The sequence below is a fragment of the Paraburkholderia sp. Ac-20336 genome (assembly GCF_017105025.1).
In the GTDB taxonomy this organism is placed as follows: Bacteria; Pseudomonadota; Gammaproteobacteria; order Burkholderiales; family Burkholderiaceae; genus Paraburkholderia.
Window position 1 is genome coordinate 33,497 of record NZ_JAAGPS010000027.1, and the last position, 26,335, is coordinate 59,831.

Annotated in this window: 21 protein-coding genes, 1 rRNA gene and 1 pseudogene; 13 read left to right on the forward strand and 10 right to left on the reverse strand. The window is 65.1% G+C overall.

Annotated features, from left to right (window positions below; all coding sequences use genetic code 11):
- Positions 1-16 precede the first annotated feature (16 nt).
- A complete protein-coding gene (locus GXB81_RS11390) occupies positions 17-3,433 on the forward strand; it encodes an alpha/beta fold hydrolase (RefSeq protein ID WP_205989160.1) in 3,417 nt (1,138 codons plus the stop codon).
- Positions 3,434-3,759: 326 nt separating this feature from the next.
- The gene (locus tag GXB81_RS11395) at positions 3,760-4,542 is read left to right on the forward strand and encodes a substrate-binding domain-containing protein (RefSeq protein ID WP_205989161.1); all 783 of its coding nucleotides are present in this window, start codon (positions 3,760-3,762) and stop codon (positions 4,540-4,542) included.
- Between the two features lie 47 nt (positions 4,543-4,589).
- Here the strand turns inward: GXB81_RS11395 and hutC are convergent, their stop codons facing one another.
- From hutC to GXB81_RS11415, 4 genes are all read right to left on the reverse strand, one after another.
- Positions 4,590-5,273 (reverse strand): histidine utilization repressor, encoded by a 684-nt coding sequence (gene hutC / locus GXB81_RS11400; protein WP_205989171.1) that lies wholly within the window; start codon positions 5,271-5,273, stop codon positions 4,590-4,592.
- A gap of 238 nt (positions 5,274-5,511) precedes the next feature.
- Positions 5,512-6,192: an isoprenylcysteine carboxylmethyltransferase family protein gene (locus GXB81_RS11405; protein WP_167050189.1), complete on the reverse strand. Its 681-nt coding sequence runs from the start codon at positions 6,190-6,192 to the stop codon at positions 5,512-5,514.
- A gap of 53 nt (positions 6,193-6,245) precedes the next feature.
- Positions 6,246-7,082 carry an arylamine N-acetyltransferase gene (locus GXB81_RS11410; protein WP_205989162.1) on the reverse strand — a complete coding sequence of 279 codons (837 nt, stop codon included), beginning with the start codon at positions 7,080-7,082 and terminating at the stop codon, positions 6,246-6,248.
- A gap of 213 nt (positions 7,083-7,295) precedes the next feature.
- Positions 7,296-8,027, reverse strand: coding sequence for a hypothetical protein (locus tag GXB81_RS11415; RefSeq protein WP_167283906.1), 732 nt, complete (start codon positions 8,025-8,027; stop codon positions 7,296-7,298).
- A gap of 331 nt (positions 8,028-8,358) precedes the next feature.
- Between GXB81_RS11415 and GXB81_RS11420 the strand changes: the two genes are divergently transcribed.
- The 6 genes from GXB81_RS11420 (at position 8,359) to GXB81_RS11445 (ending at position 16,419) form a co-directional block, all read left to right on the forward strand.
- Positions 8,359-9,882, forward strand: a complete 1,524-nt coding sequence (locus tag GXB81_RS11420) for a carbohydrate porin (RefSeq protein WP_205989163.1) — start codon at positions 8,359-8,361, stop codon at positions 9,880-9,882.
- 205 nt (positions 9,883-10,087) lie between these two features.
- The gene (locus GXB81_RS11425; RefSeq protein WP_241016315.1) at positions 10,088-11,182 is read left to right on the forward strand and encodes a hypothetical protein; all 1,095 of its coding nucleotides are present in this window, start codon (positions 10,088-10,090) and stop codon (positions 11,180-11,182) included.
- 36 nt (positions 11,183-11,218) lie between these two features.
- Entirely contained in the window at positions 11,219-12,559 is a 1,341-nt protein-coding gene (efeB, locus tag GXB81_RS11430) for an iron uptake transporter deferrochelatase/peroxidase subunit (RefSeq protein ID WP_205989165.1), read from the forward strand.
- Between the two features lie 109 nt (positions 12,560-12,668).
- Positions 12,669-13,700 carry an iron ABC transporter substrate-binding protein gene (locus tag GXB81_RS11435; RefSeq protein ID WP_167050200.1) on the forward strand — a complete coding sequence of 344 codons (1,032 nt, stop codon included), beginning with the start codon at positions 12,669-12,671 and terminating at the stop codon, positions 13,698-13,700.
- Positions 13,701-15,305, forward strand: coding sequence for an iron ABC transporter permease (locus tag GXB81_RS11440; protein WP_167283902.1), 1,605 nt, complete (start codon positions 13,701-13,703; stop codon positions 15,303-15,305).
- Positions 15,306-15,354: 49 nt separating this feature from the next.
- Positions 15,355-16,419 (forward strand): ABC transporter ATP-binding protein, encoded by a 1,065-nt coding sequence (locus tag GXB81_RS11445; protein ID WP_205989166.1) that lies wholly within the window; start codon positions 15,355-15,357, stop codon positions 16,417-16,419.
- 89 nt (positions 16,420-16,508) lie between these two features.
- Here GXB81_RS11445 and GXB81_RS11450 read toward each other — a convergent pair whose 3' ends face one another.
- Complete coding sequence (locus GXB81_RS11450; RefSeq protein WP_167050206.1) at positions 16,509-17,366, reverse strand: LysR family transcriptional regulator; 858 nt, start codon at positions 17,364-17,366, stop codon at positions 16,509-16,511.
- 115 nt (positions 17,367-17,481) lie between these two features.
- Between GXB81_RS11450 and GXB81_RS11455 the strand changes: the two genes are divergently transcribed.
- Complete coding sequence (locus GXB81_RS11455) at positions 17,482-18,411, forward strand: DMT family transporter (RefSeq protein ID WP_205989167.1); 930 nt, start codon at positions 17,482-17,484, stop codon at positions 18,409-18,411.
- 35 nt (positions 18,412-18,446) lie between these two features.
- Here the strand turns inward: GXB81_RS11455 and GXB81_RS11460 are convergent.
- The 3 genes and pseudogenes from GXB81_RS11460 to GXB81_RS11470 form a co-directional block, all read right to left on the reverse strand.
- Positions 18,447-18,563 (reverse strand): annotated as a pseudogene (locus GXB81_RS11460) (sugar ABC transporter permease YjfF); the annotation flags it as partial.
- Positions 18,564-18,850: 287 nt separating this feature from the next.
- Entirely contained in the window at positions 18,851-19,837 is a 987-nt protein-coding gene (locus tag GXB81_RS11465) for an ABC transporter substrate-binding protein (RefSeq protein WP_240159379.1), read from the reverse strand.
- Positions 19,838-20,029: 192 nt separating this feature from the next.
- The gene (locus GXB81_RS11470; protein ID WP_205989168.1) at positions 20,030-20,629 is read right to left on the reverse strand and encodes an alpha-ketoglutarate-dependent dioxygenase AlkB; all 600 of its coding nucleotides are present in this window, start codon (positions 20,627-20,629) and stop codon (positions 20,030-20,032) included.
- 170 nt (positions 20,630-20,799) lie between these two features.
- On the opposite strand from GXB81_RS11470, the gene GXB81_RS11475 reads away from it, so the two are divergent.
- On the forward strand, positions 20,800-21,384 hold the full coding sequence (locus GXB81_RS11475) for a malonic semialdehyde reductase (protein ID WP_205989169.1): 585 nt from the start codon (positions 20,800-20,802) through the stop codon (positions 21,382-21,384).
- 201 nt (positions 21,385-21,585) lie between these two features.
- On the opposite strand, the gene GXB81_RS11480 is transcribed toward GXB81_RS11475, so the two are convergent.
- Complete coding sequence (locus GXB81_RS11480; protein ID WP_167050214.1) at positions 21,586-21,930, reverse strand: hypothetical protein; 345 nt, start codon at positions 21,928-21,930, stop codon at positions 21,586-21,588.
- A gap of 509 nt (positions 21,931-22,439) precedes the next feature.
- Between GXB81_RS11480 and GXB81_RS11485 the strand changes: the two genes are divergently transcribed.
- The 3 genes from GXB81_RS11485 to GXB81_RS11495 all read left to right on the forward strand — a co-directional run bounded on the left by GXB81_RS11485 (position 22,440) and on the right by GXB81_RS11495 (position 25,329).
- Positions 22,440-23,603 carry a metallophosphoesterase gene (locus GXB81_RS11485; protein ID WP_205989170.1) on the forward strand — a complete coding sequence of 388 codons (1,164 nt, stop codon included), beginning with the start codon at positions 22,440-22,442 and terminating at the stop codon, positions 23,601-23,603.
- 601 nt (positions 23,604-24,204) lie between these two features.
- Complete coding sequence (locus GXB81_RS11490) at positions 24,205-24,912, forward strand: MgtC/SapB family protein (RefSeq protein WP_167050218.1); 708 nt, start codon at positions 24,205-24,207, stop codon at positions 24,910-24,912.
- A gap of 162 nt (positions 24,913-25,074) precedes the next feature.
- Positions 25,075-25,329 carry a GlsB/YeaQ/YmgE family stress response membrane protein gene (locus tag GXB81_RS11495; RefSeq protein WP_167050220.1) on the forward strand — a complete coding sequence of 85 codons (255 nt, stop codon included), beginning with the start codon at positions 25,075-25,077 and terminating at the stop codon, positions 25,327-25,329.
- An 883-nt stretch (positions 25,330-26,212) separates the two neighbouring features.
- On the opposite strand, the gene rrf is transcribed toward GXB81_RS11495, so the two are convergent.
- Positions 26,213-26,326: ribosomal RNA gene (gene rrf / locus GXB81_RS11500) — 5S ribosomal RNA — on the reverse strand.
- Between the last annotated feature and the right edge of the window lie 9 nt (positions 26,327-26,335).

A 26,335-nucleotide genomic window follows, 5' to 3' on the forward strand; every position in this document is an offset into this window, starting at 1 on the left:
AGACGAGGTGGTCCTGATGAACCGCTTATCGAGCGCGCCGACGGCGCTGCAACGGCATTACGAAGTGGTCGTGGTCGGTTCCGGCTATGGCGGCGCGATCGCCGCGAGCCGCATGGCGCGCGCGGGCCGCAGCGTCTGCGTGCTCGAGCGCGGCCGCGAATTCATGGCCGGCGAATACCCGCGCACGCCCGTGCAGGGCGGCGAGCAGCTCCAGTACAACACGGCCGAGGCACAGCTCGGCTCGCCGCTCGCGCTGCTCGAAGTACACGTGAACGAGGACGTCAATGCGGTGGTCGGCTGCGGGCTCGGCGGCACCTCGCTGATCAATGCGAACGTCGCGCTCGAAGCCGATCCGCGTCTCTGGGACGACCCGCGCTGGCCGGCCGCGCTGCGCGCCGACAGCGACGGACGCGACGCAGGTTATGCGCTCGCGCGGAAGATGCTGTCGCCGTCGCCGGTGCCTGCCGATTTTGGGCCGCTGCCGAAGCTCGACGCGCTCGAAAAATCGGCGCAGGCGCTCGGCATGGCGAACCGCTTCAGCCGCCCGCCGATCACGGTCACGTTCACGAAGGGCCCGAATGCGGCCGGCGTCGAACAGCAGCGCTGCGTCGGCTGCGGCGATTGCAACTCGGGCTGCAACTACGACGCGAAGAATTCGACGCACATGAACTATCTGCCCGATGCGGTCGCGCACCGCGCACAGATTTTCACGGGCGCGGCCGTGCATTCGGTGCTGCGCGATCCGGACACGCAGCAATGGAAGGTCAACTTCCAGCTCGTCGAACTCGGCCGGGAGAGCTACGGCGCGCCCGATCTGTTCGTGCTGGCCGATATCGTCATCGTGGCGGCGGGAACGATTGGTTCGAGCGCGCTGCTGCTGCGTTCGCGCAAGGAAGGCCTGAGCACCTCGGACATGCTCGGCCGGCGCTTCACCGGCAACGGCGACGTGCTGGCCTTCGCGTACAACACCCGCGACACGATCAACGGCGTCGGCTGGGGCGAGCATGCGCCGGGCGAAATTCCCGTGGTCGGGCCGACCATCACCGGGCTCATCGACGTTCGCCAGAACGGGCCGGATGCGAAGGACGGCTACGTGATCGAGGAAGGTTCGCTGGCCGGGCCGGTCGGCGAAGCGCTGGTCGGTATGCTCGGCGCGGTCGCGCCGCTCGAAGGCGTGGACCCGGGCGGACCGCCGACGCTGCGCGAGCGGCTCTCCTACGACGCGCGCGCCATCGAGAGCCTGATACGCGGCCCGTATCACGGCGCGCTGAACCACACGCAAAGCTATCTCGTGATGGCGCATGACGACGAGGATGGCCGCATCACGATCGACGAGCGGGGACGCGCGCGCATCGAGTGGAAAAACGCTGGACGCCAGCCGCTCTTCAAGGCGATCGAGAACGTGCTGATCCAAGCCACCGCGCCGCTCGGCGGCAAATATCTGCGCAATCCGATTTCGACAAAGATTCTCGGCAGGCGCACGGTCACCGTGCATCCGCTCGGCGGCTGCGGAATGGGCGAGGACGCGGAACGTGGCGTAGTCGATCATATGGGCCGCGTATTCAGCGGCACGGCTGGCAATGCGGTACACGACGGCCTCTATGTGATGGACGGCGCGGTGATGCCGATGTCGCTCGGCGTGAATCCGCTGCTGACCATCTCCGCACTCGCCGAGCGCAATTGCGCGCTGCTCGCGAAGACGCACGGCTGGTCGATCGATTACGCGAAAGCGGGCGAGGCCGCCGCGCCGCCCGCGCAAAAAATCGGCCTGCGCTTCACCGAGACGATGGTCGGCACCTACACGCCGAAGGTGGCCGGCGAGGCGGCGACGAGCCCGATCGAATTCACGCTCACGGTCGAGTCCGACGATCTCGCCGATATGCTTGGCAATCCACAGCATCTCGCGCACACCGCGGGCACGCTGACCTGCCCCGCCCTGTCCGCGCAACCGCTGACGATCACGGACGGCACGTTCAACCTGTTCGTCGTCGACGCATCGGATGTCGACGAACGCAACATGACGTATCGCATGACGCTCAACGCGGCCGAGGGCAACACCTACTATCTGAGCGGCAGGAAGATCATCACGCGCACTTCGCCGATCAATCTCTGGGAGCAGACCAATACGCTTTACGCGGACATCCGCGCGACGGCCGACGACACCGCGCCGCCGCTCGGCACCGCGAGGTTGATCATCACGCCGGAAAACTTCCTCAAGCAGCAGCGCACGCTCGAAGTCACGCACGCGCCCGATCTGAAAACGCGCCTCGAATGGACGCTGAAGTTCGGCCGGTTCTTCGCGGGCGTGCTGTTCACCGAATACGGCGGCGTGGCCGCGCCGTTGCAGTTCTACGATCCGGCGCTGCCGCCGCGCGCGAAGCGCACGCTGCGCGCGCCGGCGCCGCAAATCAGCTGGTTCGATACGCCCGACGGCACGAGGCTCAGGCTCACGCGCTACGTCGATCCGGCCGCGGGCAAAGCCGGCAAACCGGTCCTGCTGATTCACGGCTCGGGCGTGTCGAGCCGCATCTTCTCGACCGATCTGACGCCGACCAATCTCGTCGAGTATCTGTGCGCCTCGGGCTTCGACGTCTGGCTCGTCGATCTGCGCGTGAGCATCGAACTGCCGAGCGTGCTCGTGCCGACCAATGTCGACAAGGTCGCGCGCGAGGACATTCCCGCCGCGGTCGCGAAGATTCTCGCGCTGACCGGCGCACCGAACCTGCAGGTGCTCGGTCATTGCATGGGCGGGCTCGCGCTGAGCATGTCGCTGATGCATGGGCTCGAAGGCGTACGCTCGGCGGTAATTTCGCAGGTGTCCGCGCATCCGGTGCCCGGCACGCTGCAACGGATCAAGGCCGGGCTTCATATTCCCGACCTCATGCAGCATCTGCGGATACGCGATCTGACCGCCTATACGCAGCAGGATTCGTGGCCCGCGAACCTGCTCGACGAAGCACTGCGGCTCTATCCGCTCGATCACGACGAGGGCTGCGGCAATCCGGTCTGCCATCGCGCGACGTTCCTGTATGGACTGCTCTACGAACACCAGAAGCTCAACGAAACGCTGCATGCGAACCTGCAGGAGCTGTTCGGCATTCACGACGTCGCCGTATTCATGCATCTGGCGGCGATGGTGCGGGCCGGCAAGCTCGTCGATGCGCATGGCGACGACGTGTACTTCACCGGCGCGAACGGCATGAAAGGGCTCGCGGGTATGCGCCTGCCGATCGGCTTCATTCACGGCGAGAAGAACGAGACCTATCTGCCGAAGAGCACTGAACTCACCTACGACATGCTGCGCGGCGCGTTCCCCGAGCAGCCGTATGAACGGCATCTGATTCCGGACTATGGGCATATCGACTGCATCTTCGGCAAGAACGCGGCGGTCGATGTTTATCCGGTGATCGTGCAGTATCTCAACGCGCATTGACGGCACGCATTGGCGTGCCGTCAATGCGTGCCGTGCATCGGACGATGCGCGGCGCGGCGCGCGTTTCAATTCGCCGCTGTTGCGTCGCTTCGCTTGGTCGTGCCGCTGTGTCGTGCTGCTGCGTCGTGCCTCTGCGTTATGCCGCCGTGTTGCCCCGCCTCGTCGATGCGTAACGCGTCATCCGCATGACATGGGTTCTCCTCGCGCCATCATTCCGGTATGGTTCATGTTGCGCGACGCGCGGCCCTCCCCGCTTTTTCCGCGCCACGCTTTCGTTGCGCCTTCATTCCACGCACACTCATCCACCCGCACTCTCACTCATCGCGATGAAAAAATTCTTTCTGGCCTTGTTCACCGCCGGCTTGCTCGGCAACACCGTCGCCGCGACGAACGTGCAGGCGGCCGAACTGCGCGTCATGACCTCGGGCGGCTTCACCGCCGCTTACAAGGAACTCGGGCCGACGTTCGCGGCCTCGAGCGGCAACACGCTCGACACGATCCTCGGACCGTCGATGGGTCAATCGCCCGAAGCGATTCCGAACCGGCTCGCGCGCGGCGAATCCGCCGACGTCGTCATCATGGTCGGCTATGCACTCGACGATCTGATCAAGCAGGGCAAGGTCATTCCCGGCTCGCGCGTGGAACTCGCGGATTCGCGCATCGGCATGGTCGTGCGCGACGGCGCGCCGAAGCCCGACATCAGCACGATCGAAGGGCTGAAAAACACGCTGCTGCACGCGAAATCGATCGCCTACTCGGACAGCGCGAGCGGCGTCTATATTCAACGCGAGATGTTCAAGCGGCTCGGTATCGAAGATCAGGTGAGCGCAAAAGCGAAGATGGTGCCGAAGATTCCGGTTGCCTCGGTCGTCGCGAACGGCGACTACGAAGTCGGCTTCCAGCAGGTCAGCGAATTGCTGCCGGTCAAGGGCGCGACCTTCGTCGGCAAGATTCCCGAATCGGTGCAATCGGTCACGCGCTATGCAGCAGGTATTCCGGTGAATGCGCCGCATCCGCGCGAAGCGAAAGCGCTACTCGACTATCTCGCGTCGCCCGCGGCGCAGGAGACGGTCCGCTCGACCGGGCTCGATTCGGTCTCCGCGCCCTGAGTCGAATGGCTGAATGCGCAGCGAAGCGCGGCTGAAACAACGCCGTGCTATACGGTCCCGGCCAGATGAAAACGCGAGGCCGGATGCCATAGCCGCACCGAGGTCGCGACGTTCTCGCCGACCCACGTGCGCCGCCATAGCAGCAGACACGGCTCGCCGATATCCATCATCAGATGCCGCCGCACATGGGCGTCGGGCTTTTGCGCGTAGATGCGAAACTCGGCGCGCTGCACCGGCGCGACCCGCACCATGTAGTGATTCGGCGTTTCGACCGAGAAATCCTGTTGCAGGTATTCGGGGAACACCTTCGGATTGACGTAGCGGTCCTCGTACTGGATCGGCACGCCTTCCTCGCTGTGCACGATGCACGAGTGATACGCGGGGCCGTTTGCGAGACCGAGCGCGTCGAGCGCTTCGGCGTCGTCGCCCGGTTCGAGCGTCAGCACGCGCGCCGTATGGCGATGACCGCGCGCGGCGATTTCATCGGCGATATTGCGGATTTCCAGCACCGTCGATTCATAACGCTGCGCCGCGACGAACGTGCCCGAGCCTTGCACACGCGTAAGCACGCGCTCAGCGGTCAGTTCGCGCAGCGCGCGCGACACCGTCATGCGCGCGACGCCGAATTCCTTGACCAGTTCCGTTTCGGACGGAATCAGCCCGCCCGGTTTCCAGACGCCCTCGCCGATGCGATCGAGCACATAGCGCTTGATCTGCTCATAGGCGGGCACCGCCTTGAGCGGCGCATCGCGGCCGCGGCCGACGCGGTTCCGCTCCCGCTCGTGGTCCTGCCCGTGGTGCGGGTCGTCCGGTACGGCGGACACGCCGCGCGCCTGTGTCGTTGTTTTCACTGCAAGCCTCATGGGTCGTGCGCCGGCAATACACGTCGTACACCGTGGCCGGTTCTCCGGTGGCCGGGCCCAATCTTACCCGGTTCGGCGGCGAGGCCGGACGCTCGACGCTGCGCGCCTACCAGATGAACGGCACGAAGCGGAACCGCACGCGCTTCATATAGGCCGCGTAACCGTCGAGCTGTTCGGCAAGCAGACGCTCCTCGCGCACCGCGCGCCAACCGAAGCCGAACGCCGCCACCGGCAACGCCGCGAGCCCCCACCACGAGCCGAGCAACAGCGGCGTGCCGACGAAGAACAGCAGCGCGTCCGCATACATCGGATGACGCACATACGCATAAGGCCCCGTGTCGGCAACCTTATGACCGCGGCTCGCCTGAATCTTCACGACCGGCGCCGCATAGCTATTGGCGCGAAACACGAAGCGACACAGGAAGATGCAGAGGAACACGCATAGCGCGCCGAAGCTCGCGAGCCAGAGCGGCAGCGGCGCGGACCAGCGAAAGCGCACCGCATCGAAGCCCATCAGGATCAGCCAGCCGAGCCACGCGGGCGCGACCGCGGCCATGAACAGACGATCCCAGCGGCTCTGCTGCGTCTGCACGAATGGCGCGAGCCGCTCGGCCAGCAACGCGGGATCGTGACGCGCGAGCCACACGCCGAGCCATAGGCTCAACACGGCCAGTTCGATCAGATACCACCATGCGGCCGGCCACGCGAGCGTGCCCGCCGCGCCGAACAGCAGCACGCCCATGCTCGCGAGCCACGCGAGCGATTGCAGGATCAGACGCGCGATCATGGCGATATCTCCCTTGGATCGGCTCCTTATGCAGGCGTCTTGGGCCGTCGCCGTCAGGCGGCCTCGCCGCGCGTGCGCACGCGCTCGAACACCGCGCCGATGTCGAGGTCTTCGAGATTCAGCCCGAAGCGCTCGCGCAGACAATCGGCAAGCTCGCCGGCACTGGCCAGTTGCCGCTCGGCCACGAGCCGCCCTTGTGCATCGCGTTCGTTCAACTGATCGTTAAAGAGCGTGACGCGCAGCCCCGGCAACACGCGGCACACGATCAGGTTGTGCGCGAAGATGGATTCCGGCGAGGTCGACGTGTACCAGTTCGACGTTTCGTAATCGATCCATTCGACCGGATGCAGATCGAAACGATAGACGCGCACCCAGCTTTCGTCGGGCTCCTGCATTTCGAGCGTCAGCATGTCGCGGCCGGCGTCGGCGAGACGGAACGTGCCGAGCGGCGTCGGTTGCGCGATGCCCGCGCTCAGACGCAGCGGCTCGGTCAGCGTCACGCTGCCGAAGCCGACGTCGGCGATCCATGTGTCGTTGCCGAGGTCGATGCGCAGCACCATGTGCGTGCGCGGCGGAATCGTATCGGATGCGCGGCCCCACAGCACGCGCCCGAGCATCGGCGTGATCCTGAAGCCGAGTTGCATCAGCACGTTGGCGAACAGCGAGTTCTGCTCGAAGCAGTAGCCGCCGCGCCTGCTGGCGACGAGCTTGTGCTCGATCGCTTCGAGGTCCAGCCTGACGGGGCGGCCCGTCAGCGTGTTGAGGTTTTCGAACGGAATCGCTGCCGGGTGCAGCCCGTGAAGCACCTGCAGAACTTCCAGCGTGGCCGCGCGCGGGCCCGTGTAGCCGATGCGCGCGAAGTAGCGTTCGAGATTGATGGCGTGGGGCATCGGCGTGGTTCCGGTAGAGAGGGGCGAGTTCGGCACGCGCGGGCCGCGCCTGTCTGCACGTTGCGATGCATGCTCATAGGCACACAGCACACGACACGCGGCCCGCCTCATGAAACGATCATAGCGGCTTTTTGCGTCTCTCCGGCATGGCACGGCCGAGCGGAAAGCAACGATGTCCGCGCCGCGCCCGCTACCCGCTTCCTCCCGCCGCGGCTACATGCCCTTCAACGCCGCCGTCGCGACCGACGGCACGCTGATGCCATGGCTCGACGCGAACTGCACGGCCGCACTGAGCGTCGACGTCAACGACTTCAACTGCCCCGGCGCCGATTGCGCGATATACGACGCGCTTTGCGCGGTCTGCGGATTGAGCCCCGACTGCAGCAACGAGGACGGACTCATCTGGCCGACGCTGCCGAGCCCCGACTGCAAGCTCGAATACTGGCTCACGCCCTTGCCGAGCGACGACAGCCCATCGGTAAACGCCTGCTTGTCGACCGGCGCCGCCGACGCGCCGCCGCTCGCCTGACTCGCGAACGCACCGGTGAGCTTCTGCGACAACGACTGCTGCGTGCTGCCCATCTGCGTCAACTGGCTGACCGACGGCGTGCCGCCGCTCAGCAGCCCCGCGGCCTGCTGCGCCTGGCCGGCCGCGCTCGTCATGCCCATCGCCGAGGCGAGGCTCGATTGACCGCTCAGCACCTGCTGGTTCGCGCCCACATAGCCTTGCAGCAATTGCGACACGCCGCTCGACGAAGTACTGCCGGCATTACCGCCCAGTGCATTGCCCACCGCGGCGCCGAGCCCACCGCCGGCCGAACCGCCGGTCGAACTGTCGCCGCCGCCGAGGCCGAACTGCTTCAGGCTCATCTGCGCATGCGCCGCGCCGCCCGCGAGCAGCACACCGCTCGTCAGCAATGAAACCAGAAGAATGCGTCGATTCATTTCCCTCTCCTTACGTTGGCTGTCAAATTACCCGTGCGCTTCGACATCGCGCGCTCGCGCACGTTTCGTATGACCACATAAATACGATTAAATTACATATTAATTCCTCATTCATTACGCCGTCATGCCTTTTGGGCGCAGTCCGTAAAGAGCGGCATTACACCGCAGTAATATTGATGAGAATCGTTCTCATTTATATTGACTCCTGAAATCCGAGTACGTACGATCACGCCATCTACTGCGCCGGCATCCCGGGACATCGCGCGAATTCGCACGCGGGGCAGTCGCAACGTTGATTCGATCAGTAGAAACAACATCAATAAGGATCTCGATGAAGTTTGCCCAACTCAACGGACGCCGCGCCTACGCGCGTCCTCCTTGCGACTCCTCGACACGTCCCGGTGCAACCCATCGTACGCGCCTGCCTTCGATGCGGCACGTCGCGCTCTGCACGGCCTTCGCATGGGCCTCGCTGAACGCCGGCACGGCGATGGCCGAAACCAGTCCCGACGCCACCCCGGAAGCGCCCGAAGCCGACCTGAAAATCCAGGCGGCCCAGACCGACCAGTGGACCGGCGTCTGGAACCGTCAGCAGATGCTCGGCGACATCGGCGGCCTGCGTCCGTGGCTCGGCAAATACGGCGTGACCCTCACCGTGACCGAAACCAGCGAAGTGCTCGCGAACCTGCGCGGCGGTCTCGCGCGCGGCGCCGACTACGACGGCCTCACGACCGCCACCCTGCAGATGGACACCTCGAAGGCGTTCGGCCTGCCCGGCGGCCTCTTCAACGTGAGCGCGCTGCAGATCCACGGCGCGAACCTCAGCGCCAACAAGCTCGGCACGCTCAATACGGCGAGCGGCATCGAGGCCGACGACGCGACGCGTCTGTGGGAACTCTGGTATCAGCAGTCGTTTCTCGACAAGCGCGTCGACGTGAAGATCGGCCAGCAAAGTCTGGACCAGGAATTCATCGTGAGTTCGTACGCGGCGCTGTTCCTCAACACGATGTTCGGCTGGCCCGCGCTGCCCTCGTACGACCTGCCCTCGGGCGGCCCCGCGTATCCGCTCTCGGCGCTCGGCGTGCGCGTGCGCGGCCAGATCACGCCGTCGTTGACCGCGCTGGCCGGCCTGTACTCGGGCGACCCTCTCGGCAACGACCCCAGCAACATGAGCGGCACGAACTTCAACCTGCATAACGGCGCGTTGTGGATCGGCGAATTGCAGTACGCGATCAACCAGCCGTCCGACGGTCAGATGGTCGGCGCGGGCGGCGGCGGCCTGCCCGGCACCTACAAGATCGGCGTCTGGTACAACACGAACAGTTTCGCAGATCAGCGTTACGACAACCTCGGCCTGTCGCTCGCGAACCCGGCGTCCACCGGCGTGGCCGCGAACCATCACGGCAATTACAGCATCTACGCGGTCGCCGACCAGATGGTGTGGCGTCCGGACCCCGACGAGCCGCGCAGCCTCGGCGTGTTCGCGCGCGTGATGGGCGCCCCCGGCGACCGCAACCTCGTGAGCCTCGCGGCGAACCTCGGCATCGTGCTGAAAGCGCCGTTCAAGGGCCGCGACAACGACAGCGCCGGTCTCGCGCTGACCTACATCAAGATCGGCAATCACGTCAACGGACTCGATCAGGATACCCTGGCATTCAACGGCGGCCCGTACGGTGTGCGCACGAGCGAAACCGCGCTCGAAGCGACCTACCAGTACCAGGTCAATCCGTGGTGGCAACTGCAGGCCGACGCGCAGTACACGTTCAACGCGGGCGCCGGCCAGAACCCGAACGATCCGACGCAGCCGCTGCGCAATACGTTCGTCGTCGGCGTACGGACCCTCATCAATTTCTGATGCCGCTCGTGCCCTCTCTCCACGCAGGCATTCAGACACGCCTGCACTCACACGCAATCGGACCCGCACTTTCCATGCTTTCGCTCCTCACCGCTACCCACGCTTTGTGCTCATGCACGGAGGCCCAATCGTGAACCATCCCACGCGCCAGTTTTCGCCGCGCGCCGCGCGGGCCCGGCTCGCCGCAACCGCTGCTGCAACCACCATGGCAGCCGCTGCTGCTCTCGTGACGACCAGCGCCGCCCATGCCGAGCCGCAAGGTTTCCTCGAAACCATCAAGCACCACACGACGCTCATCAACACCGTGCCCGATAACGGCGACCAGAATCCGTACGCGGTCGTGGTCGCGCCCGTCAGCGCCGGCACCGTGAAGAAGGGCGACGTGCTGGTCGGCAACTTCAACAACTCGACGAACCTGCAAGGCACCGGCAGCACGATCGTCGACTATCACCCAGACACCCAACAGATGACGGTGTTCGCGACCGTGCCGCGCGACCTCAAGGAATGCCCGGGCGGCATCGGCCTCTCGACCGCGATGACGATGCTGAAGTCGGGCTACGTGATCGTCGGCAGCACGCCGAGCAACGACGGCACCACCGGCACCAAGGGCGCGGGCTGCCTGATCGTGATCGATCCGCAAGGCAAGATCGCCTCGACGATCTCGAGCCCGAACATCAACGACCCGTGGGGCAACATGGCCGTGGTCGATAACGGCACGAGCGCGACGCTGTTCGTCAGCAACGCGGGCTTCGGCGTCGGCGGCGCGGACGGCGAACCGCCCGTGTTCAAGCAGGCCACCGTGCTGCGCCTCGACCTCGACGTGCCGCAGGACAAGCCGCCCGTCGTGAAGAAGGAAACCGTGATCGGCAGCGGCTTCGGCGCGCAGGCCGACAAGGGCGTGTTCCTCGTCGGCCCGACCGGGCTGTCGCTGTCGGCCAATCAGAAGCTGCTGTACGTGTCCGATGCGATCGGCAACCGCATCACCGAGATCGACGATCCGCTCACGCGCGACACGAGCGCGGGCGTCGGCCGCCAGTTGACCGCCGACGGCCTGCTGCACCGTCCGCTCGCGATGACCACCGCGCCCAACGGCCATCTGCTCGTGACCAACGCGCTGAACGGCCAGGTCGTCGAAATCGATCCGGCGAGCGGCAAGCAGCTCTACGCGCGCTGGATCGACACCGACAAGGCGCAATCGCCACCGGGCAACGGCGACCTGTTCGGCATCGCGATGACGCCGGAAGGCGACGGCTTCTACTACGTCGAAGACGACGTGAATACGCTGGTGCTCGCGAAGTAAGCCACGCGCGTCGGCCCCCTTGAAAACGAAGTGACCATGACAAACGATCAACCCCCAAAGCCGCAGCGTCCGCAACGTCCGTCGCGGCGCGGCTTTCTGAAGGCGGGCGGTGCGGCGGTCGCGGCCGGCGCGTCGCTCGGCGCCGGCCTCGCAAGCTCGCAGGCCGCGTTCGCCAAAGCGCCCGCGCCTAGCACCGCGAACGCGCAGAGCACCGATCCGCAGCTCGCGGTCGAGCCGTTCTACGGCGCGCATCAAGGCGGCATCACCACGCCGCAGCAGAGCCACACCTATGTCGCCGCACTCGATCTGACCACCGGCAAGCGCGACGACGTGATCGCCTTGCTGCGCGCGTGGACCGAAGCGGCCGCGCGCCTCACGCAGGGCAATACGGCCGCCGCGCTGCCCACGGGCGACGCCGGCGACAACCAGGCCGCGCCCGATTCCGGCGACGTGCTCGGCCTCGGCCCGAACGGCCTCACGATCACGTTCGGCTTCGGCCCCGGCCTCTTCACGAAGGACGGCCAGGACCGTTACGGGCTCGCCTCGCGCCGCCCCGCCGCGCTCGTCGATCTGCCGCGCTTCAACGGCGATCAGCTAGTCAACGAGAAGACCGGCGGCGACCTGTTCATCCAGGCCTGCGCGAACGACGCGCAAGTCGCGTTTCACGCGGTGCGCCAGCTGTCGCGCCACGCCTACGGCGTCGCGACGATGCGCTGGGGCCAGGCCGGCTTCCTGTCGGGTCCGCGCGGGCAGACGCCGCGCAACCTGATGGGCTTCAAGGACGGCACCAACAACCCGTCGACCGCGAAGCCGGAACTGATGAACCAGTTCGTGTGGGCCCGCGCCACCGACGACGCGCCGTGGATGGAAGGCGGCACCTACACGGTCGTGCGGCGCATCCGCATCACGCTCGAACACTGGGACAACACCGAGCTCGGCTTCCAGGAGCAGGTGTTCGGCCGCCACAAATACAGCGGCGCGCCGATCGGCAGCAAGCACGAGTTCGACCCGGTGGACCTGAAGGCCGAGGACAAGGACGGCAATCCGGTGATTCCGGAGAACTCGCACGTGCGTCTGTCGAATCAGGCGAGCAACAACGGCGCGCAGATTCTGCGCCGCTCGTATTCGTACAACGAAGGCACGAACTTCTATATCGAGCGCTGGCCGCCATGGCGCCAGGAAACCGAGTACGACGCGGGGCTGATTTTCATCGCGCACCAGAGCGACCCGCGTAGCGGCTTCATCCCGATCAACGAACGGCTCGCGAAGTTCGACATGATGAACCAGTTCACGACCCACGTCGGCAGCGCGATCTTCGTCGTGCCGCCGGGGGCGAAGCCGGGTTCGTATGTCGGCGCGGGGCTGTTCGAGACGTGATGCGCGCACGGACTCCCGCGCAATATCCATCAGACATCCGAAGCAAACGAAGCACGCCGGTCGCCTGGCGACCGGCCCACTCAACATAATCAGAACGGAATTCCGCAACATGGCTCATTCCTGGTTTGCCACCCGCCTGCGCGCGCTCGGCAGCGTGGCCGCGCTCTCGCTCACCGCTTTCGCGACGCTGCCGTCGGCGGCACACGCGGCATCGATCACGCTCTATAACGCGCAGCACGAGCAGGTCGTCAATCTGCTCGCCAAGGACTTCGAGAAGCAGTCCGGCATCTCGGTGAAAATCCGCAACGGCGAAGGCCCGGCGCTCGCCGCGCAGATCGTCGCGGAAGGCACGGCCTCGCCCGCCGACGTGTACTTCACCGAGAACTCGCCGGAGCTGATGCTGCTCGAGGAAAAGGGCCTGCTCGCCAAAACCGACGCAACGACGCTCGCGACCGTGCCCGCGCGCTTCAATTCGCCAAGCGGCGCATGGGTTGCCGTGACCGCGCGCGAAAGCGTGCTCGCCTACAACACGGCGAAGCTGCAACCGGCGCAACTGCCGCAGTCGGCGCTCGATCTCGCGAAGCCGGAATGGAAAGGCAAGGTCGGCATCGCGCCGAGCGACGCCGACTTCCTGCCGCTCGTGAGCGCCGTGCTCGCGCTGAAGGGCGAAGAGCAGACGCTTGCCTGGCTCAAGGGCCTGAAAACCAACTCGCAGATTTTCGACGACGACGAAGGCGTGGTCGCCGCGGTCAATCGCGGCGCGGTCGCGACCGGGCTCATCAACAACTACTACTGGTCGCGTCTGCATGCGGAGATCGGCGACGCGAAAACACGCAGCGCGATCTATCACTTCGGCCACGGCGACGTGGGCGCGCTCGTCAACGTATCGGGCGCGGGCGTGCTGAAGTCGGCGCACAACGCGGACGGCGCGCAGAAGTTTCTCGCCTATCTGGTCGGCGAGCGCGCGCAGCAGTTGATGGCCAATAGCCACGTGATGTTCGAGTATCCGCTGCACGCGGGCGTTGCGCCGGACCCGGCGCTCAAGCCGTTCGCGGAACTGACGCCGCCCGCGCTGACGATCCAGCAACTCGGCGACGATAGCCAGGCCGGCAAGCTGCTGCGTCAGGCGGGCCTGCTGTAAATGAGCGAAGCACTGTCAGCCGGTCCGCCGGCTGTCTCCCCGCCTCCGGCGCGCATGCGTTCGCGCGCGCCGCGCGGTCTGTTCGCGGCGGCGGCACTCAGCGCTTTGCTGGTGCTGCTGCCGATTGCGTTTACGTTCTGGCGTGCCGCGAGCTTCGGCATCGGCGAAGCGCTCGATCTGATCTGGCGGCCGCTCGTCGGCGAACTGCTCGTCAACACGTTGCTGATTGCCGTTGCGACCACGCTCGTCTGCGCGGTGCTCGGCACCGCGGCCGCGTGGTTCGTCGAACGCACGTATCTGCCGGGACGCCGCGCGTGGGCCGTGCTGTGCGCCGCGCCGCTCGCGATGCCAGCCTTCATTTCGAGCTATGCCTGGGTGTCGCTGAGCGAGAACCTGCAGGACTTCAACGGCGCGCTCCTCGTGCTGACCTGCGCGTATTTTCCGCTCGTCTATCTGCCGGTTGCTGCCGCGCTGCGCGGCATGGACCCGGCGCTCGAAGAAAGCGCGCGCTCGCTCGGCTGCAACCGCTGGACCAGCTTCATGCGCGTCGTGTTGCCGCAACTGCGCCCCGCGCTGCTCGGCGGCATGCTGCTCGTCGCGCTTGGGGTGCTCTCCGAATTCGGCGCGTTTACGCTGCTGCGCTTTCGTACCTTCACGACGCAGATCTACGCCGAATTCCGCACCGGTTTCGACGGCGGCGGCGCCTCGCTGCTCGCGTGTCTGCTCATCGTCATCTGTCTCGCCGTGCTCGCGTTCGAGTTTCGCGTGCGCGGCGCGGCGCGCTACGAGCGCGTCGATCGCGGCACGCGCCGCGCGGTGCTGCGCTATGAACTCGGCGCATGGCGCTGGATCGTCGTCGTGGGCTTCGCGCTGCTCACGCTCGCGACGCTCGGCGTGCCGCTCGGCATGATCGGCTTCTGGCTCACGCAGCCGGGCGCGGCTGCCGTCACGCCCGCCGACGTATCGCCGGAACTGCTGTGGAACGCGACGCTGTCGTCGCTCGGCTTCGGCCTCGCCGCCGCCGCGCTAACCACGCTGCTCGTGGTGCCGCTCGCGTTTCTGCTGGTGCGCTATCCGACGCGTTGCGCGACGCTGTTCGAGCGCAGCGTGTTTCTCGCGCAAGGCGTGCCGGGACTCGTGATCGCGCTCGCGATCGTCTCGCTCGCGGTGCATGCGCTGCAGCCGCTCTATCAGAGCGCGACGCTGCTGGTCGTCGCGTATGCGATCCTGTTCATGCCGGTCGCGCTCGTCAGCGTGCGCGCCGCGTTCATGCAGGCGCAGCCGCGTCTCGAGGAAACCGCGCGCGCACTCGGCCTGAACTGGCCGCAAACGCTCCTGCGCGTGATCCTGCCGCTCGCCGGTCCGGGCCTCGGTGCGTCGGCGGCGATGGTGTTCATCTCGGTCGTCACCGAACTGAACGCGACGCTGCTGCTCTCGCCGCTCGATACGCAAACGCTCGCGACCCAGGTCTGGGCCGACACCTCGACGATGGCATTCGCCGCGGCCGCGCCGTACGCGGCGCTGCTCACGGGCATTTCGCTGCTCGCCTCGGGACTGCTGTTCGCGCTGTTCGGCCGCTCGGCCCTGCTCGGCGAGCGCGCTTGAACCATGTGAGCCATCGCCGGCCTTTATCTTCGGACTCCATCGGATTTTCATGAGCGAACTTCGTATCCGCGGACTGCGCAAATCGTTCGACGGCCACCCGGTGCTGCACGGCATCGATCTGTCGGTCGAGCGCGGCACCCTGCTCGCGCTGCTCGGTCCGTCGGGCAGCGGCAAGACGACGCTGCTGCGTCTGCTGTGCGGCTTCGAGCGCGCGGACGGCGGCAGCGTCGAGATCGACGGACGGCGCGTGGCCGGCGACGGTCTACACGTGCCGTCGGAACAGCGCCGCATCGGCTACGTGCCGCAGGAAGGCGCGCTGTTTCCGCATCTGTCGGTCGCGGACAACATCGTGTTCGGCCTGCCGCGCACGCAGCGCCACGCGCGCCATCGCGTCGCCGAACTGCTCGAACTCGTGGGCCTGCCGGCGCATTTCGGCGAGCGCGCGCCGCAGCAATTGTCGGGCGGTCAGCAGCAGCGCGTCGCGCTGGCCCGTGCGCTCGCGCCGGCACCGACGCTGGTGATGCTCGACGAGCCGTTCTCGTCGCTCGACGCGGCGCTGCGCGTCGAGACGCGCCAGGCGGTCGCGAGCGCGCTCGCCGCAGCGGGAGCGACGGCGGTGCTGGTTACGCACGATCAGTCCGAGGCGCTGTCGCTCGGGCATGAAGTTGCGGTGCTATGGAACGGCCGGCTGATCCAGACCGCGACGCCCGAAGCGCTGTACCGGCGGCCCGTGACGCGCGAGCTTGCGTCGTTCGTCGGCGAGGCGGTGTTGTTGCCGGGCGTGGCGCAGCAGGACCGCGCGAGTTGCGAGCTTGGCGATCTCACGCTGGCCGCGCCGCTCGCGTCCAGCGGCCATGGCGCGGTCGACGTGATGCTGCGGCCCGAGCAGATCCGCCTGCTGCGTGCCGGCGAAGCCGCGCGTGACGGTGCCGCGCATGATGCGCTCGTCACCGAGGTGATCTTTCAAGGGCAGGACGCGAGCGTCGCGCTGCAATTGCAGTCCGCCACGCGGACGATGGTGCGCGCACGCGTGCCCGGTTATCTGTGTCCGCAGCCGGGGGAACGGGTACGGCTAACGGTCGAGGGCGAGGTGACGGCTTATCCGCGTGATTAGGTAAGGCTGCGTATAAAGCGCCACCTGCAAGAGCTACCTTAAGGGCTACATATAAGGCACGGCGTAAAAGGTCCGCGCGGAACCGCGCCCTAGCGCAACGACAGATCCTGCACCATCTGCTGCGCCAGATAATCGCAGGTCGGCCGGTCCGATTTCGCGCTACGCGCGACCACGATTTCGAGCGGTGCGATCTTCGGCAGCCCTTGCGCCTCGCCGAGCATCGCGAGCCGCGGCGGCACGCTGCAACGCGTCAGCGCGATCACCGACAAACCCGCGTCGACGGTCGCGACGAGCCCCATCAGGCTCGCGCTGCTGAACGCCGCGCGATAGCGGATACGCGCGCCGTCGAGCGCGGCCAGCGTGTGCTGACGCGCGACGCAGCCCGGCTCGTAGAGTCCCACCGGCAACGGCGACGCCTTCAGCACCGCCGTATCGGCCGACGCGCCCACCCACACCATCGGCTCGCTGCGCACGAATTCGCCGCGCAGCTTGCGGTCGCGCGTGACGAATGCGAGGTCGATCTTGTTGTCGGCGAGCATCGGCGCAAGCGCGGTACTTTGCGCGCAGACGATCTCGATCTCGACGCGCGGGTACAGCGTCGCGAAACGCCGCAACACCGGCGAGAGCAAGGACGACACGTAATCGTCCGGCGCGCCGAGCACGACGCGCCCGGTCACCTCGGGCCGCACGATCGCCGCCCACGCCTCTTCCTGCAACGCGAGCGCGCGCCGCGCGTATTCGAGCAGCGTATTGCCGGGCCGCGTCAGCGACAGGTTGCGCGTGTTGCGCGCGAACAGCGTCGTGCCGAGCATCGCTTCGAGCCGCTTGATCTGCATGCTGACGGCCGCCTGCGAGCGATGCACGCTCGCCGCCGCCTTCGTGAAGCTGCCCGCTTCCACGACCGCGACGAAGCTGCGCAACAGATCGACGTCGAATTCAGGGTTCACGATTTATCAATCCAGCTTATGGGATTGCTCAATTTAATTCGTTTGCGATGAGGCCGCAAGCGGCGCAATACTCGGGCTCATCACCCTGGTTCACGACCCTATGGAGCCGCTTCGCATGTCCCTCAGCCAACGTCAACAAGGCGCGCTCGCGCTCGCGAGCGGCGGATTGCTGATGGGCACGCTCGGCGTGTTCGTCGAGGAAGCGCGGCTCGATGCGCTCACGCTCGTGTTCTTTCGCTGCCTGTTCGGCTTTCTGTCGCTGGCCGCGTATTGCGCATGGCAGGGCTTTTTCACGCGCGCGCAGTTTACACGCCGCACGGTCGCGCTTGCGCTGATTTCAGGCGTACTGATGGTTACGCAGTGGGTCGGTTTCTTCGATGCGATTCATCGCACGAGCATCGCGGTCGCGACAGTCGTGTTTCATGTGCAGCCGTTCTGGGTCGTGCTGATCGGCGCGGCGCTTTTCAACGAGCGGCTCGGCGCGGACCGGCTCGGCTGGATCGCCACCGCGTTCGTCGGACTCGTGCTCGCCTCGGGCGTCGCGGCCAGCGGCAACCTGCAAGGCCACACGAGCTATCTGATCGGTCTCGGCGAGGCGCTGTTCGGTTCGCTGCTGTACGCGAGCGTCACGCTGATCGCGAAGAGCCTTGGTGAGTTGCGCCCGCATCTGCTGACGCTCGCGCAGTGCGCGGTCGGCGTGGTGTGCCTGCCGCTTATTGCACCGCTCATCGCGCCATTGACGCTCGCGCATATCGGCCCGTTGCAATGGTTCTGGCTGATCGGCATGGGCGTGCTGCATACGGGGCTGTCGTACGTGCTGATCTACGGCGCGCTGCCGAAACTGAGCACGCCTGTGATCGCGGTGCTGCTGTTCGTGTATCCGCTCACCGCGATCGTCGTCGATGCGCTCGTGTATCACCGCGCGCTGTCGCTGCCGCAACTCGCGGGCATGGTGCTGATCGTCGCGGCGAGTCTCGGCGTCAATCTCGGCTGGCCGTTGCTGTCGCTCTTGCATTCGGGCGGGCGGCGGCCTCACGCAGAGTGAGGCGCGCCAGCCTCGCCGTCGCCAGCCGCCGCGCTCGTGCCACCCCGCCGCCGCATCGGCTTCGCATGCCGCTCGATCAGGCGCGGCAACAGGCAGAACGCGCACAGCAGCGCGCCGATCACGATCCGCGTCCACCACGAACTGAGCGTGCCGTGCGTGCGTGTGGTACGTGCCATTCATGCCGCGGTCCGGCTGCCCCGCTTCAAATGCGGATGGGATCATGGACCTCGCTCGCCTGGCAAGGCGCGGGTCGGCAGGCTCAGGGGCTCGCCGACGAAAAGAGACCGCCCGCTGCCGAAGCAGCCCGGGCGGTCAGGTAGCACCACTGGAGAAACCGGTTCGCTCTGTCCGTACTGCGCGCCTCCCGTGCGCCGGCCGTGGCATCGTCCGGCGCCGGTCGGTGAGCGGGGAACGCCGTCGCGCTCCCGCCCATGTCGCGTCAGTATTTACGCTTCGGCAGCGTCTCCGCGGCCACGCTCATCGGGAACACGGTCTCTTCCGTGACGATGCGCTTGGGCAACTGCTTGCCGGCCACGATGTCCTTCACGGCCGTCATCAGCTGCGGCCCGAGCAGCGGGCTGCATTCGACGTCGACGTTCATCTTGCCCCCGGCCATCGCCTGGAAGCCGCCCTTGGTTGCGTCGAACGACACGACGGCGATGTCCTTGCCCGGATGCATGCCGGCTTCTTCCATCGCCTGGATCGCGCCGAGCGCCATGTCGTCGTTATGCGCATAGACGACGTTGATCTTGTTGCCGTAGGTCTTGGCGAACGCTTCCATCACCTGCTTGCCGCCGGCGAGCGTGAAGTCGCCGCTTTGCGACGCGATGATCTTGAACTTCGGATCGTTCTTGATGACTTCCATCAGACCCGCATGGCGATCGTTGGCCGGCGCCGAGCCGACCGTGCCCTGCAGTTCGGCGATATTGATCGGCCCCTTGTCGTTCTTGTAGTGCTCCTCGAGCCAGCGGCCGCCGCGCCGTCCTTCTTCGAGGAAGTCCGAACCGATCATCGTCACGTAGAGCGACGGGTCTTTCACGTCGACGTTGCGGTCGGTCAGGATCACCGGAATGTTCGCGGCCTTCGCTTCGCGCAGCACCGGTTCCCAGCCCGATTCGACGACCGGCGAGAACGCGATCACGTCGACTTTCTGCGCAATATACGAGCGGATCGCCTTGATCTGGTTTTCCTGTTTCTGCTGTGCGTCGGAGAATTTGAGCTTGATGCCGGCATCCGCCGCCGCTGATTTCACCGATTCGGTATTGGCCGTACGCCATGCGCTTTCCGCGCCGACCTGTGCGAAACCGAGCGTAATCTGCTTGCCTTCGGCATGAGCGCCGGACGTCGCCAACGTCAGCGCACCGAGACTCGCGGAAAGTGCAAGCGCGCCCAGAGCGCGACACGCGGCACGTCGTCTATTCGCCATGACTGTCTCCTGATTGTTGTGTAGACGACCCGGCGACCTGTCCAGCCCTCGCGGCCCTCACGGTGCGCGGATCGTGATGTAGCGTACTGTGCGACGCGTTAACCGTCCAATCATATGATTCGCGTCGTCGATATCAATTTTGGTATAGCGCGCGGGTCGGTGTATCGAGTCGGCGCACGGTCATTCGCGGAATTACCGTGGCGCGACTCCCGGCACGATCCAGCGAAACGTCAGATTGATGCGCTCGCCGCTCACGCCCGGCTCCTTCGGCACCCGGTGGCGCCACTCGGCCTGCGTGTCGCCCTTCATCACGAGCAGGCTGCCGCCCTTCAGCGAGAACGACTGCATGCGGCCGCTGCGGTTGTGCCGCAGATCGAACGTGCGCGCGACGCCGAGACTGACCGACGCGATCACCGGCCGGCTGCCGAGTTCGCGCTCGCGGTCGGCGTGCCAGCCCATGCTGTCGGTGCCGCTGCGGTAGCGGTTCAGCAGCACGCTGTTAAAGCGCACGCCGCTCGTCGCCTCGGCGGCGGCCTTCAGTTCGGCGACCGCGGGCGTCCACGCTTGCGGCACGTTGCGGATGCCCGAGTAGACGTACACGGCATCCGGCTCGCCTTGCCACGCGGTCAGACGCGGCAACGCGACACGGCCGGCCGCCGTGCCCATCATGTCCTGGCGCCACTCCACCTCGCCGATCAGCCGCGCGAACCGTTGCGCGGCATCGGCCGGCGCGAGCCAGTCGGGATACCAGTCGACGTCGGGCGTCGGCAGGTCGTCGAAAAGATCCGTCATTGGTCGGTTCGGCTTCGAGTTGAATGCGGGCGGGTGCATGAAAACCCCGGCTATTATGGCGGCAAGCATGACGACAACGCGTGCCCGCCGACGCCCGCGCCTTGCTCTGTCATTCGACGCGGTATGCCGCGCCCTTCCCCGGCTCGTTTTCCTTCGCACGGAGCAGGCTCATGATTCTTTCCGACCAGGCGCTCGATCAGCTCTTTCGCGAAGCGCGCACGCACAACGGCTGGCAAAACAAACCGATCGACGATGCCGTGCTGCACCAACTCATCGAACTCGTGCTGCTCGGCCCGACCTCGGCCAATTCGAGCCCGGGCCGCTTCGTGTTCGTGAAGACGCCCGAAGGCAAGGAAAAGCTGCGCCCGGCGTTATCGGCGGGCAATCTCGAGAAGACGATGGCCGCGCCGGTCACGGTGATCGTCGGCACGGATATGGCGTTTTACGAGTATCTGCCGAAACTCTTTCCACATGCGGATGCGCGCAGCTGGTTCGTCGGCAACGAGCGCGCGATTGCCGATACCGCGTTTCGCAACTCGACGCTGCAAGGCGGCTATCTGATTCTCGCGGCCCGGGCGCTCGGCCTCGATACGGGTCCGATGTCGGGCTTCGATGCGGCCAAAGTCGACGCGGTGTTCTTCGCGGGCACGACCGTGAAGGCGAACTTCCTGATCAATCTCGGTTACGGGGATGCGTCGAAGCTGTTCCCGCGCAGCCCGCGTTTTTCATTCGACGAAGCGGCGCGGATTGTTTGAGGCGCGAGGCGCGTTGAAGCATTTGTTGTGAGCGTGTGCGCTGTGAGCACGTGTGTTGTGGCGCGCTGCGGTATGTCGCTGTTGCATGGCCGTTTGTCGCTGTGAGCGGACGACGTGTCTCGCGCATGGTGCGGCGCGCAAAGCGACGACACAGCGGACGGCGGGGCGAGTAGCGCTTCGTGCACCGTTGATTGGCCTCGCTCAGGTCATCATCGCGATATAAAACACCACCGTGCCGATCAGCGCGCCGACGAAGCAGAAGCCTTCGTCGGCTTCGTCGCCGCTCGAGCGCAGCCATGCGCCGACCGCACCGAACAACCCCGCGATACCGAGCGCGACGCTCACCATCACCACATAGAACAGCGCGTCCTTGCCCAGCTGCGAGAAGTCGATGTCGCGCACGCCGAGGTAGAGTGCGATTGCCATCAGCGAGATGCCGACCAGCGGCAGCATCACGTGACTGCCCTCGTGCCCGACGCGATGTACATGATGAGGATGCGCGTGGTGCACATGGTGGAACAGGTGGCCCGATTTGAGCAGCTTCATGGTGCGTCCCCCCCGACCGATCTCTTTCCCGGCGACAGAACCAGTCGTGACCGCCCCGCGCGACCCACGCGGCAAGCTCTGCCGTGACCTTGCAATGCCGCTGCCGTGACCGGAGACAGACTGGTTTGTTTCAAGAATAGTCCACGCGCGAATACAATTCAAAGCCCATTTAATTAGCTTGCCTGGACATTAAAATGCGGCGCGGGTGGGCATACGAATGGCCGGTCGTCGGGTATTTAGCGAGCCCGTGTCTGTAGATGTGCCGTGGAGATAGATGCCCTGAACATATCGCGAAGCGGTGCCGGGCATATGTGCCGCGTGCCGCAAGGGCACATGCTTCGCTCATGATCGGCCGAGGATCCGCCCATGATTTGCACGGCTTTCGCGACTTCGGCAAAGGCTCGAACATGCCGGTAGAATGATTCGCCGCGTTCGCGAAGCCTATGCGTGTGCCGCCCGCCAACCGATTGCCGCCGCGCCTTCGTCCCCTTCCCGCCTCGATCTTCTCTATGCGTCTTTCATCGTTTCTAGTTCGCCTGATCCTGATTGGCATCCTGATGCATCTCTACGTCGGCGTGCGCCTGATTCCCGCTCTGCCGATCGACACCGCCGACCGCTGGCTGTGCGTGCTGTGGCTCGTCGCTTCGGTCTTCCTGATCCCTCTCGGCATGATGGCGCGCCGCATCAAGCGCCAGCCGCTCGGCGACCGGCTCGCGTGGATCGGCTTGCCCGCAATGGGCTTCTTCTCGTCGCTGCTCGTGCTGACGTTTGCGCGCGACCTCGTGCTCGCTTCGCTGCTTGCGGTCGATGCGATCTGGCCGAACACATTGGCGCTCGCGCATTGGCGCGCCGGCTCGGCGGCGGCCGTGCCGGTACTTGCGTTGATCTCGACGCTGATCGGCTTCTTCAACGCGCGCCGTCGCGCGCGCGTGGTAACGATCGACGTGCCGATCAACGATCTGCCGCCCGCGCTCGAGGGCTTCACGATCGTGCAGATCAGCGACATCCACGTCGGCCCGACGATCAAGGTGCGTTACGTCGACGCCATCGTCGATGCGGTGAACCGCTTGAAACCCGATCTGATTGCCGTGACCGGCGACATAGTCGACGGCAGCGTGCCGCGACTGAGCCGACATACGCAGCCGTTGTCGCGACTCACTGCACGGCATGGCGCGTTTCTCGTCACGGGCAATCACGAGTACTACTCCGGTGCGAACTCGTGGATCGACGAATTCCGTCGCCTCGGCCTGAACGTGCTGCTCAACGAACACGTCGTGGTCGATCACGAAGGCGCACGCGCCGTGATTGCCGGCGTCACCGATTACTCGGCGGGCCATCATGATCCCGCGCATCGCAGCGACCCGGTTGCGGCGCTCGCCGGCGCGCCTCGCGACGTGCCGCTCAAGGTATTGCTCGCACACCAGCCGCGTTCCGCCGAAGCCGCCGCGGCGGCCGGCTTCACGCTGCAGCTATCGGGCCACACGCACGGCGGCCAGTTCTTCCCGTGGAATTTCTTCGTGCGATTCCAGCAGCCGTTCACGGCGGGCCTCGCGCGCCTGAACGGACTGTGGGTCTACACGAGCCGCGGCACCGGCTATTGGGGACCGCCGAAGCGGCTTGGCGCGCCTTCTGAAATCACACGTTTGCGGCTCGTGCCGGGTGGGCCGGGTTGAGTTCCGGGTAAGGCTCGTCGAATCGTGCCGCATCGGAGCGCATGAGCACATGCCAGCGGATGAAATAGCAAGCTAAAAAAAGCAAAACGTAATGCACGGGGTGAGCGTTATTCTCGAATACCCGGACGGTATTGTTCAATGAACAGCGTCAATATTCGGAGTCGCAACTAATATCGCCGCCTCTTCACAACGCCACCGCCAATACCTGGTTGAAAGCCGTTGCGCAGAACCTGTACCGTGCGTTCGAGGCTTGACCAGGCGTTGTGCAACCGCCTAAAATTCGCCCACTTCAATTAACCGGAACCACGATCTTGGACAGTAGCAGTAGTACTTGCCGAGCTTCGCTTCGCCCGATCGCCTGATCGGCAGGATTTCCGCGTCAGTCTTTCTGTCGCCGTCCTGCTTCCTGGCTCGACGGCGCACGTCGCTTTTTTTCGCTCACTTTTTGTGTTGCCCGTGCAGCGCGCTTGCGTTCGCGTGCTTTGCCATGCATGACTACGGTCGTCCTTCAAACCGGCGACGGTAGACGACGCGCGGCTGTCACGCGTAGGCTTCACACTGCGCCAACCGCGCGGCAACCACACGCCAACCTTTCTGAACGATGACACTCGATTTCTTCCTGCGGCTTCTCACCGCGTTCGCCTGCGGTGTCGCCATCGGCCTCGAACGGCAGATACGGCAGCGCAATGCCGGACTGCGTACGATCACACTGGTCGCAAGCGGTGCGTGCCTGTTCGTGACGCTCGGCGTGCTGACCGGCAACGGCGTGAGCGGCATTACGCAGATCGCCGCCTATGTGGTGTCCGGCGTCGGCTTCCTCGGCGGCGGCGTCATCATGCGCGACAAGGGCTCCATTCAGGGGATCAACACGGCAGCCACGCTGTGGTGCTCAGCGGCGGTCGGTGTGTTGAGCGGCGCGGGACATTACGGGCCGGCGCTCGCGGGCACCGTGATCGTGCTGCTGACCAACACCCTGCTGCGCGAAGTCAGCCGCATGATCAACTCGACGCCGGTTTCAAACGCCGATCTCGTGCGCGAGTACATGCTGACGATCGTCTGCCTCGAAGCCGACGAGATCCACATTCGCACCGCGATCTCCAACTCGATGTACTCGGCGCCGCTGTCGTTCCAGAGCTTGATGAGCGAAGATGTCGAGAACGAATCGGGGCGCATCCGCGTAACGGCGACGCTCAAGATGCATCCGAAGGATCAATCGAAGCTCGAACAGATGGCAAGCCGCCTCAGCATGGAAAAGAGCGTCTCCAGCGTCAGCTGGACGGCCCGGGAAGTGGAGCCGACCCCCGAGTGAACCGCAGCGCGTCGATCCCCTTTATTGGCGCGCATCGTCTACACTTAACTTGCTGAAGATTCAGACAATGTTAATTCAGTGTCCTGAACATGGACTGTCCCATAACCTTCGACTAAGCTCTATCACCGTGATTTTTTCACACTCAACCATGGAGTCTCGAATATGGAACACGGCGTCATTGCATGGCTCATCATCGGCGCGATCGCAGGCTGGCTCGCGGGTGTACTCGTCAGAGGCGGCGGCTTCGGTCTGATTGTCGACATCATCGTCGGGATTGTCGGCGCGTTCATCGGCGGATGGCTCGCCGGCGTACTGCATATCTCGCTCGGCGGCGGCTGGATCGGCTCGATCATTACCGCCGTGATCGGTGCGGTCATTCTGCTGTTTATCATCCGGCTCATCCGACGAGGCTCTTGAGCCAGGCATCTGATGTCCTGAAGCGCCAGCTGGTTTTTCTCGCTGGCGCTTTTTCTTTTCAGAGCCAACGGGCAGGCGAATCGCTTCGGGATGGGGGCCGGCTTGCTGTATGCGAAGGACAAGCCGGTTGCGATAACTTGCGAATTCGCTGAATACCTGCATTGGCCAATAGCGTGACTGATGTGCTGGTAGCGAACGCAACCTTACCAGTAGCCAGTAGATCGACTATCGAGTCCTGTAGGACTTCAGAACAAATTTCCTGGCAGGCATCGAAAGGTGCATAGACAAAATCAGTCAACAACCAATACGAATGAAGTACAGATAGTTCGGGATGCGTTGCAGGTCGTGACGTTTACGCGGTCCGCGTGTACTGCGTGCTGTTTGCTGCATGCCTCACGCGAGCCATGTGGCCGAGCGTACTGAAACGAGTGCGTGCTCGAGTGCTGGCCTGCCGAGTCGTTCGAAGAGTTGCGCCAGATCGTCACAAGCGTGCTCGCTAACGTTGCACCAGCAAGGTTGAAGGACATTGCATAAGCAGAGCGTTCTACTTCGCTGCACACATATATCACAAAGCGATGTATTTCGAGCAAAACGCATATTCAATGTAAATATCACGTCAAAGCATGCTCCACGTGTCTCCACGCCTCCTCTGTACAGGCTTATGATGTACCAACCGAGACCTTACGCATCACGAGTGTCCAATCCAGCATACGCCGGTTTTTCCGCTTCACGGCCGGGGGATTGTGGAGAACGCGGGCGGCATGACGCCCGGGTCCGTTCGAACGCTGCGGCTTCGGGATCCGGCGGCGTATCCCTGACGCCGTAAACGGCCGGACCCCGGCACTCAGAGTGAGAAGCCGGGGTCCGTGTTACAGCATGAGGAGCCTGACGATTACCTACTTTCACACGGGCAATCCGCACTATCATCGGCGTGGAGTCGTTTCACGGTCCTGTTCGGGATGGGAAGGGGTGGGACCGACTCGCTATGGTCATCAGGCATGACGGG

What these genes read in the sequence shown, in the direction of transcription:
- GXB81_RS11435 (WP_167050200.1), top strand. Translation starts at nt 12,669, where the DNA reads ATGGCTCATTCCTGGTTTGCCACCCGCCTGCGCGCGCTCGGCAGCGTG.
- GXB81_RS11410 (WP_205989162.1), bottom strand. Translation starts at nt 7,082, where the DNA reads ATGCCCCACGCCATCAATCTCGAACGCTACTTCGCGCGCATCGGCTAC.
- GXB81_RS11495 (WP_167050220.1), top strand. Translation starts at nt 25,075, where the DNA reads ATGGAACACGGCGTCATTGCATGGCTCATCATCGGCGCGATCGCAGGC.
- GXB81_RS11420 (WP_205989163.1), top strand. Translation starts at nt 8,359, where the DNA reads ATGAAGTTTGCCCAACTCAACGGACGCCGCGCCTACGCGCGTCCTCCT.
- GXB81_RS11485 (WP_205989170.1), top strand. Translation starts at nt 22,440, where the DNA reads ATGCGTCTTTCATCGTTTCTAGTTCGCCTGATCCTGATTGGCATCCTG.
- GXB81_RS11405 (WP_167050189.1), bottom strand. Translation starts at nt 6,192, where the DNA reads ATGATCGCGCGTCTGATCCTGCAATCGCTCGCGTGGCTCGCGAGCATG.
- GXB81_RS11390 (WP_205989160.1), top strand. Translation starts at nt 17, where the DNA reads ATGAACCGCTTATCGAGCGCGCCGACGGCGCTGCAACGGCATTACGAA.
- GXB81_RS11440 (WP_167283902.1), top strand. Translation starts at nt 13,701, where the DNA reads ATGAGCGAAGCACTGTCAGCCGGTCCGCCGGCTGTCTCCCCGCCTCCG.
- GXB81_RS11470 (WP_205989168.1), bottom strand. Translation starts at nt 20,629, where the DNA reads ATGACGGATCTTTTCGACGACCTGCCGACGCCCGACGTCGACTGGTAT.
- GXB81_RS11490 (WP_167050218.1), top strand. Translation starts at nt 24,205, where the DNA reads ATGACACTCGATTTCTTCCTGCGGCTTCTCACCGCGTTCGCCTGCGGT.
- GXB81_RS11475 (WP_205989169.1), top strand. Translation starts at nt 20,800, where the DNA reads ATGATTCTTTCCGACCAGGCGCTCGATCAGCTCTTTCGCGAAGCGCGC.
- efeB (WP_205989165.1), top strand. Translation starts at nt 11,219, where the DNA reads ATGACAAACGATCAACCCCCAAAGCCGCAGCGTCCGCAACGTCCGTCG.
- GXB81_RS11425 (WP_241016315.1), top strand. Translation starts at nt 10,088, where the DNA reads ATGGCAGCCGCTGCTGCTCTCGTGACGACCAGCGCCGCCCATGCCGAG.
- GXB81_RS11445 (WP_205989166.1), top strand. Translation starts at nt 15,355, where the DNA reads ATGAGCGAACTTCGTATCCGCGGACTGCGCAAATCGTTCGACGGCCAC.
- GXB81_RS11480 (WP_167050214.1), bottom strand. Translation starts at nt 21,930, where the DNA reads ATGAAGCTGCTCAAATCGGGCCACCTGTTCCACCATGTGCACCACGCG.
- GXB81_RS11455 (WP_205989167.1), top strand. Translation starts at nt 17,482, where the DNA reads ATGTCCCTCAGCCAACGTCAACAAGGCGCGCTCGCGCTCGCGAGCGGC.
- GXB81_RS11395 (WP_205989161.1), top strand. Translation starts at nt 3,760, where the DNA reads ATGAAAAAATTCTTTCTGGCCTTGTTCACCGCCGGCTTGCTCGGCAAC.
- GXB81_RS11465 (WP_240159379.1), bottom strand. Translation starts at nt 19,837, where the DNA reads ATGGCGAATAGACGACGTGCCGCGTGTCGCGCTCTGGGCGCGCTTGCA.
- GXB81_RS11415 (WP_167283906.1), bottom strand. Translation starts at nt 8,027, where the DNA reads ATGAATCGACGCATTCTTCTGGTTTCATTGCTGACGAGCGGTGTGCTG.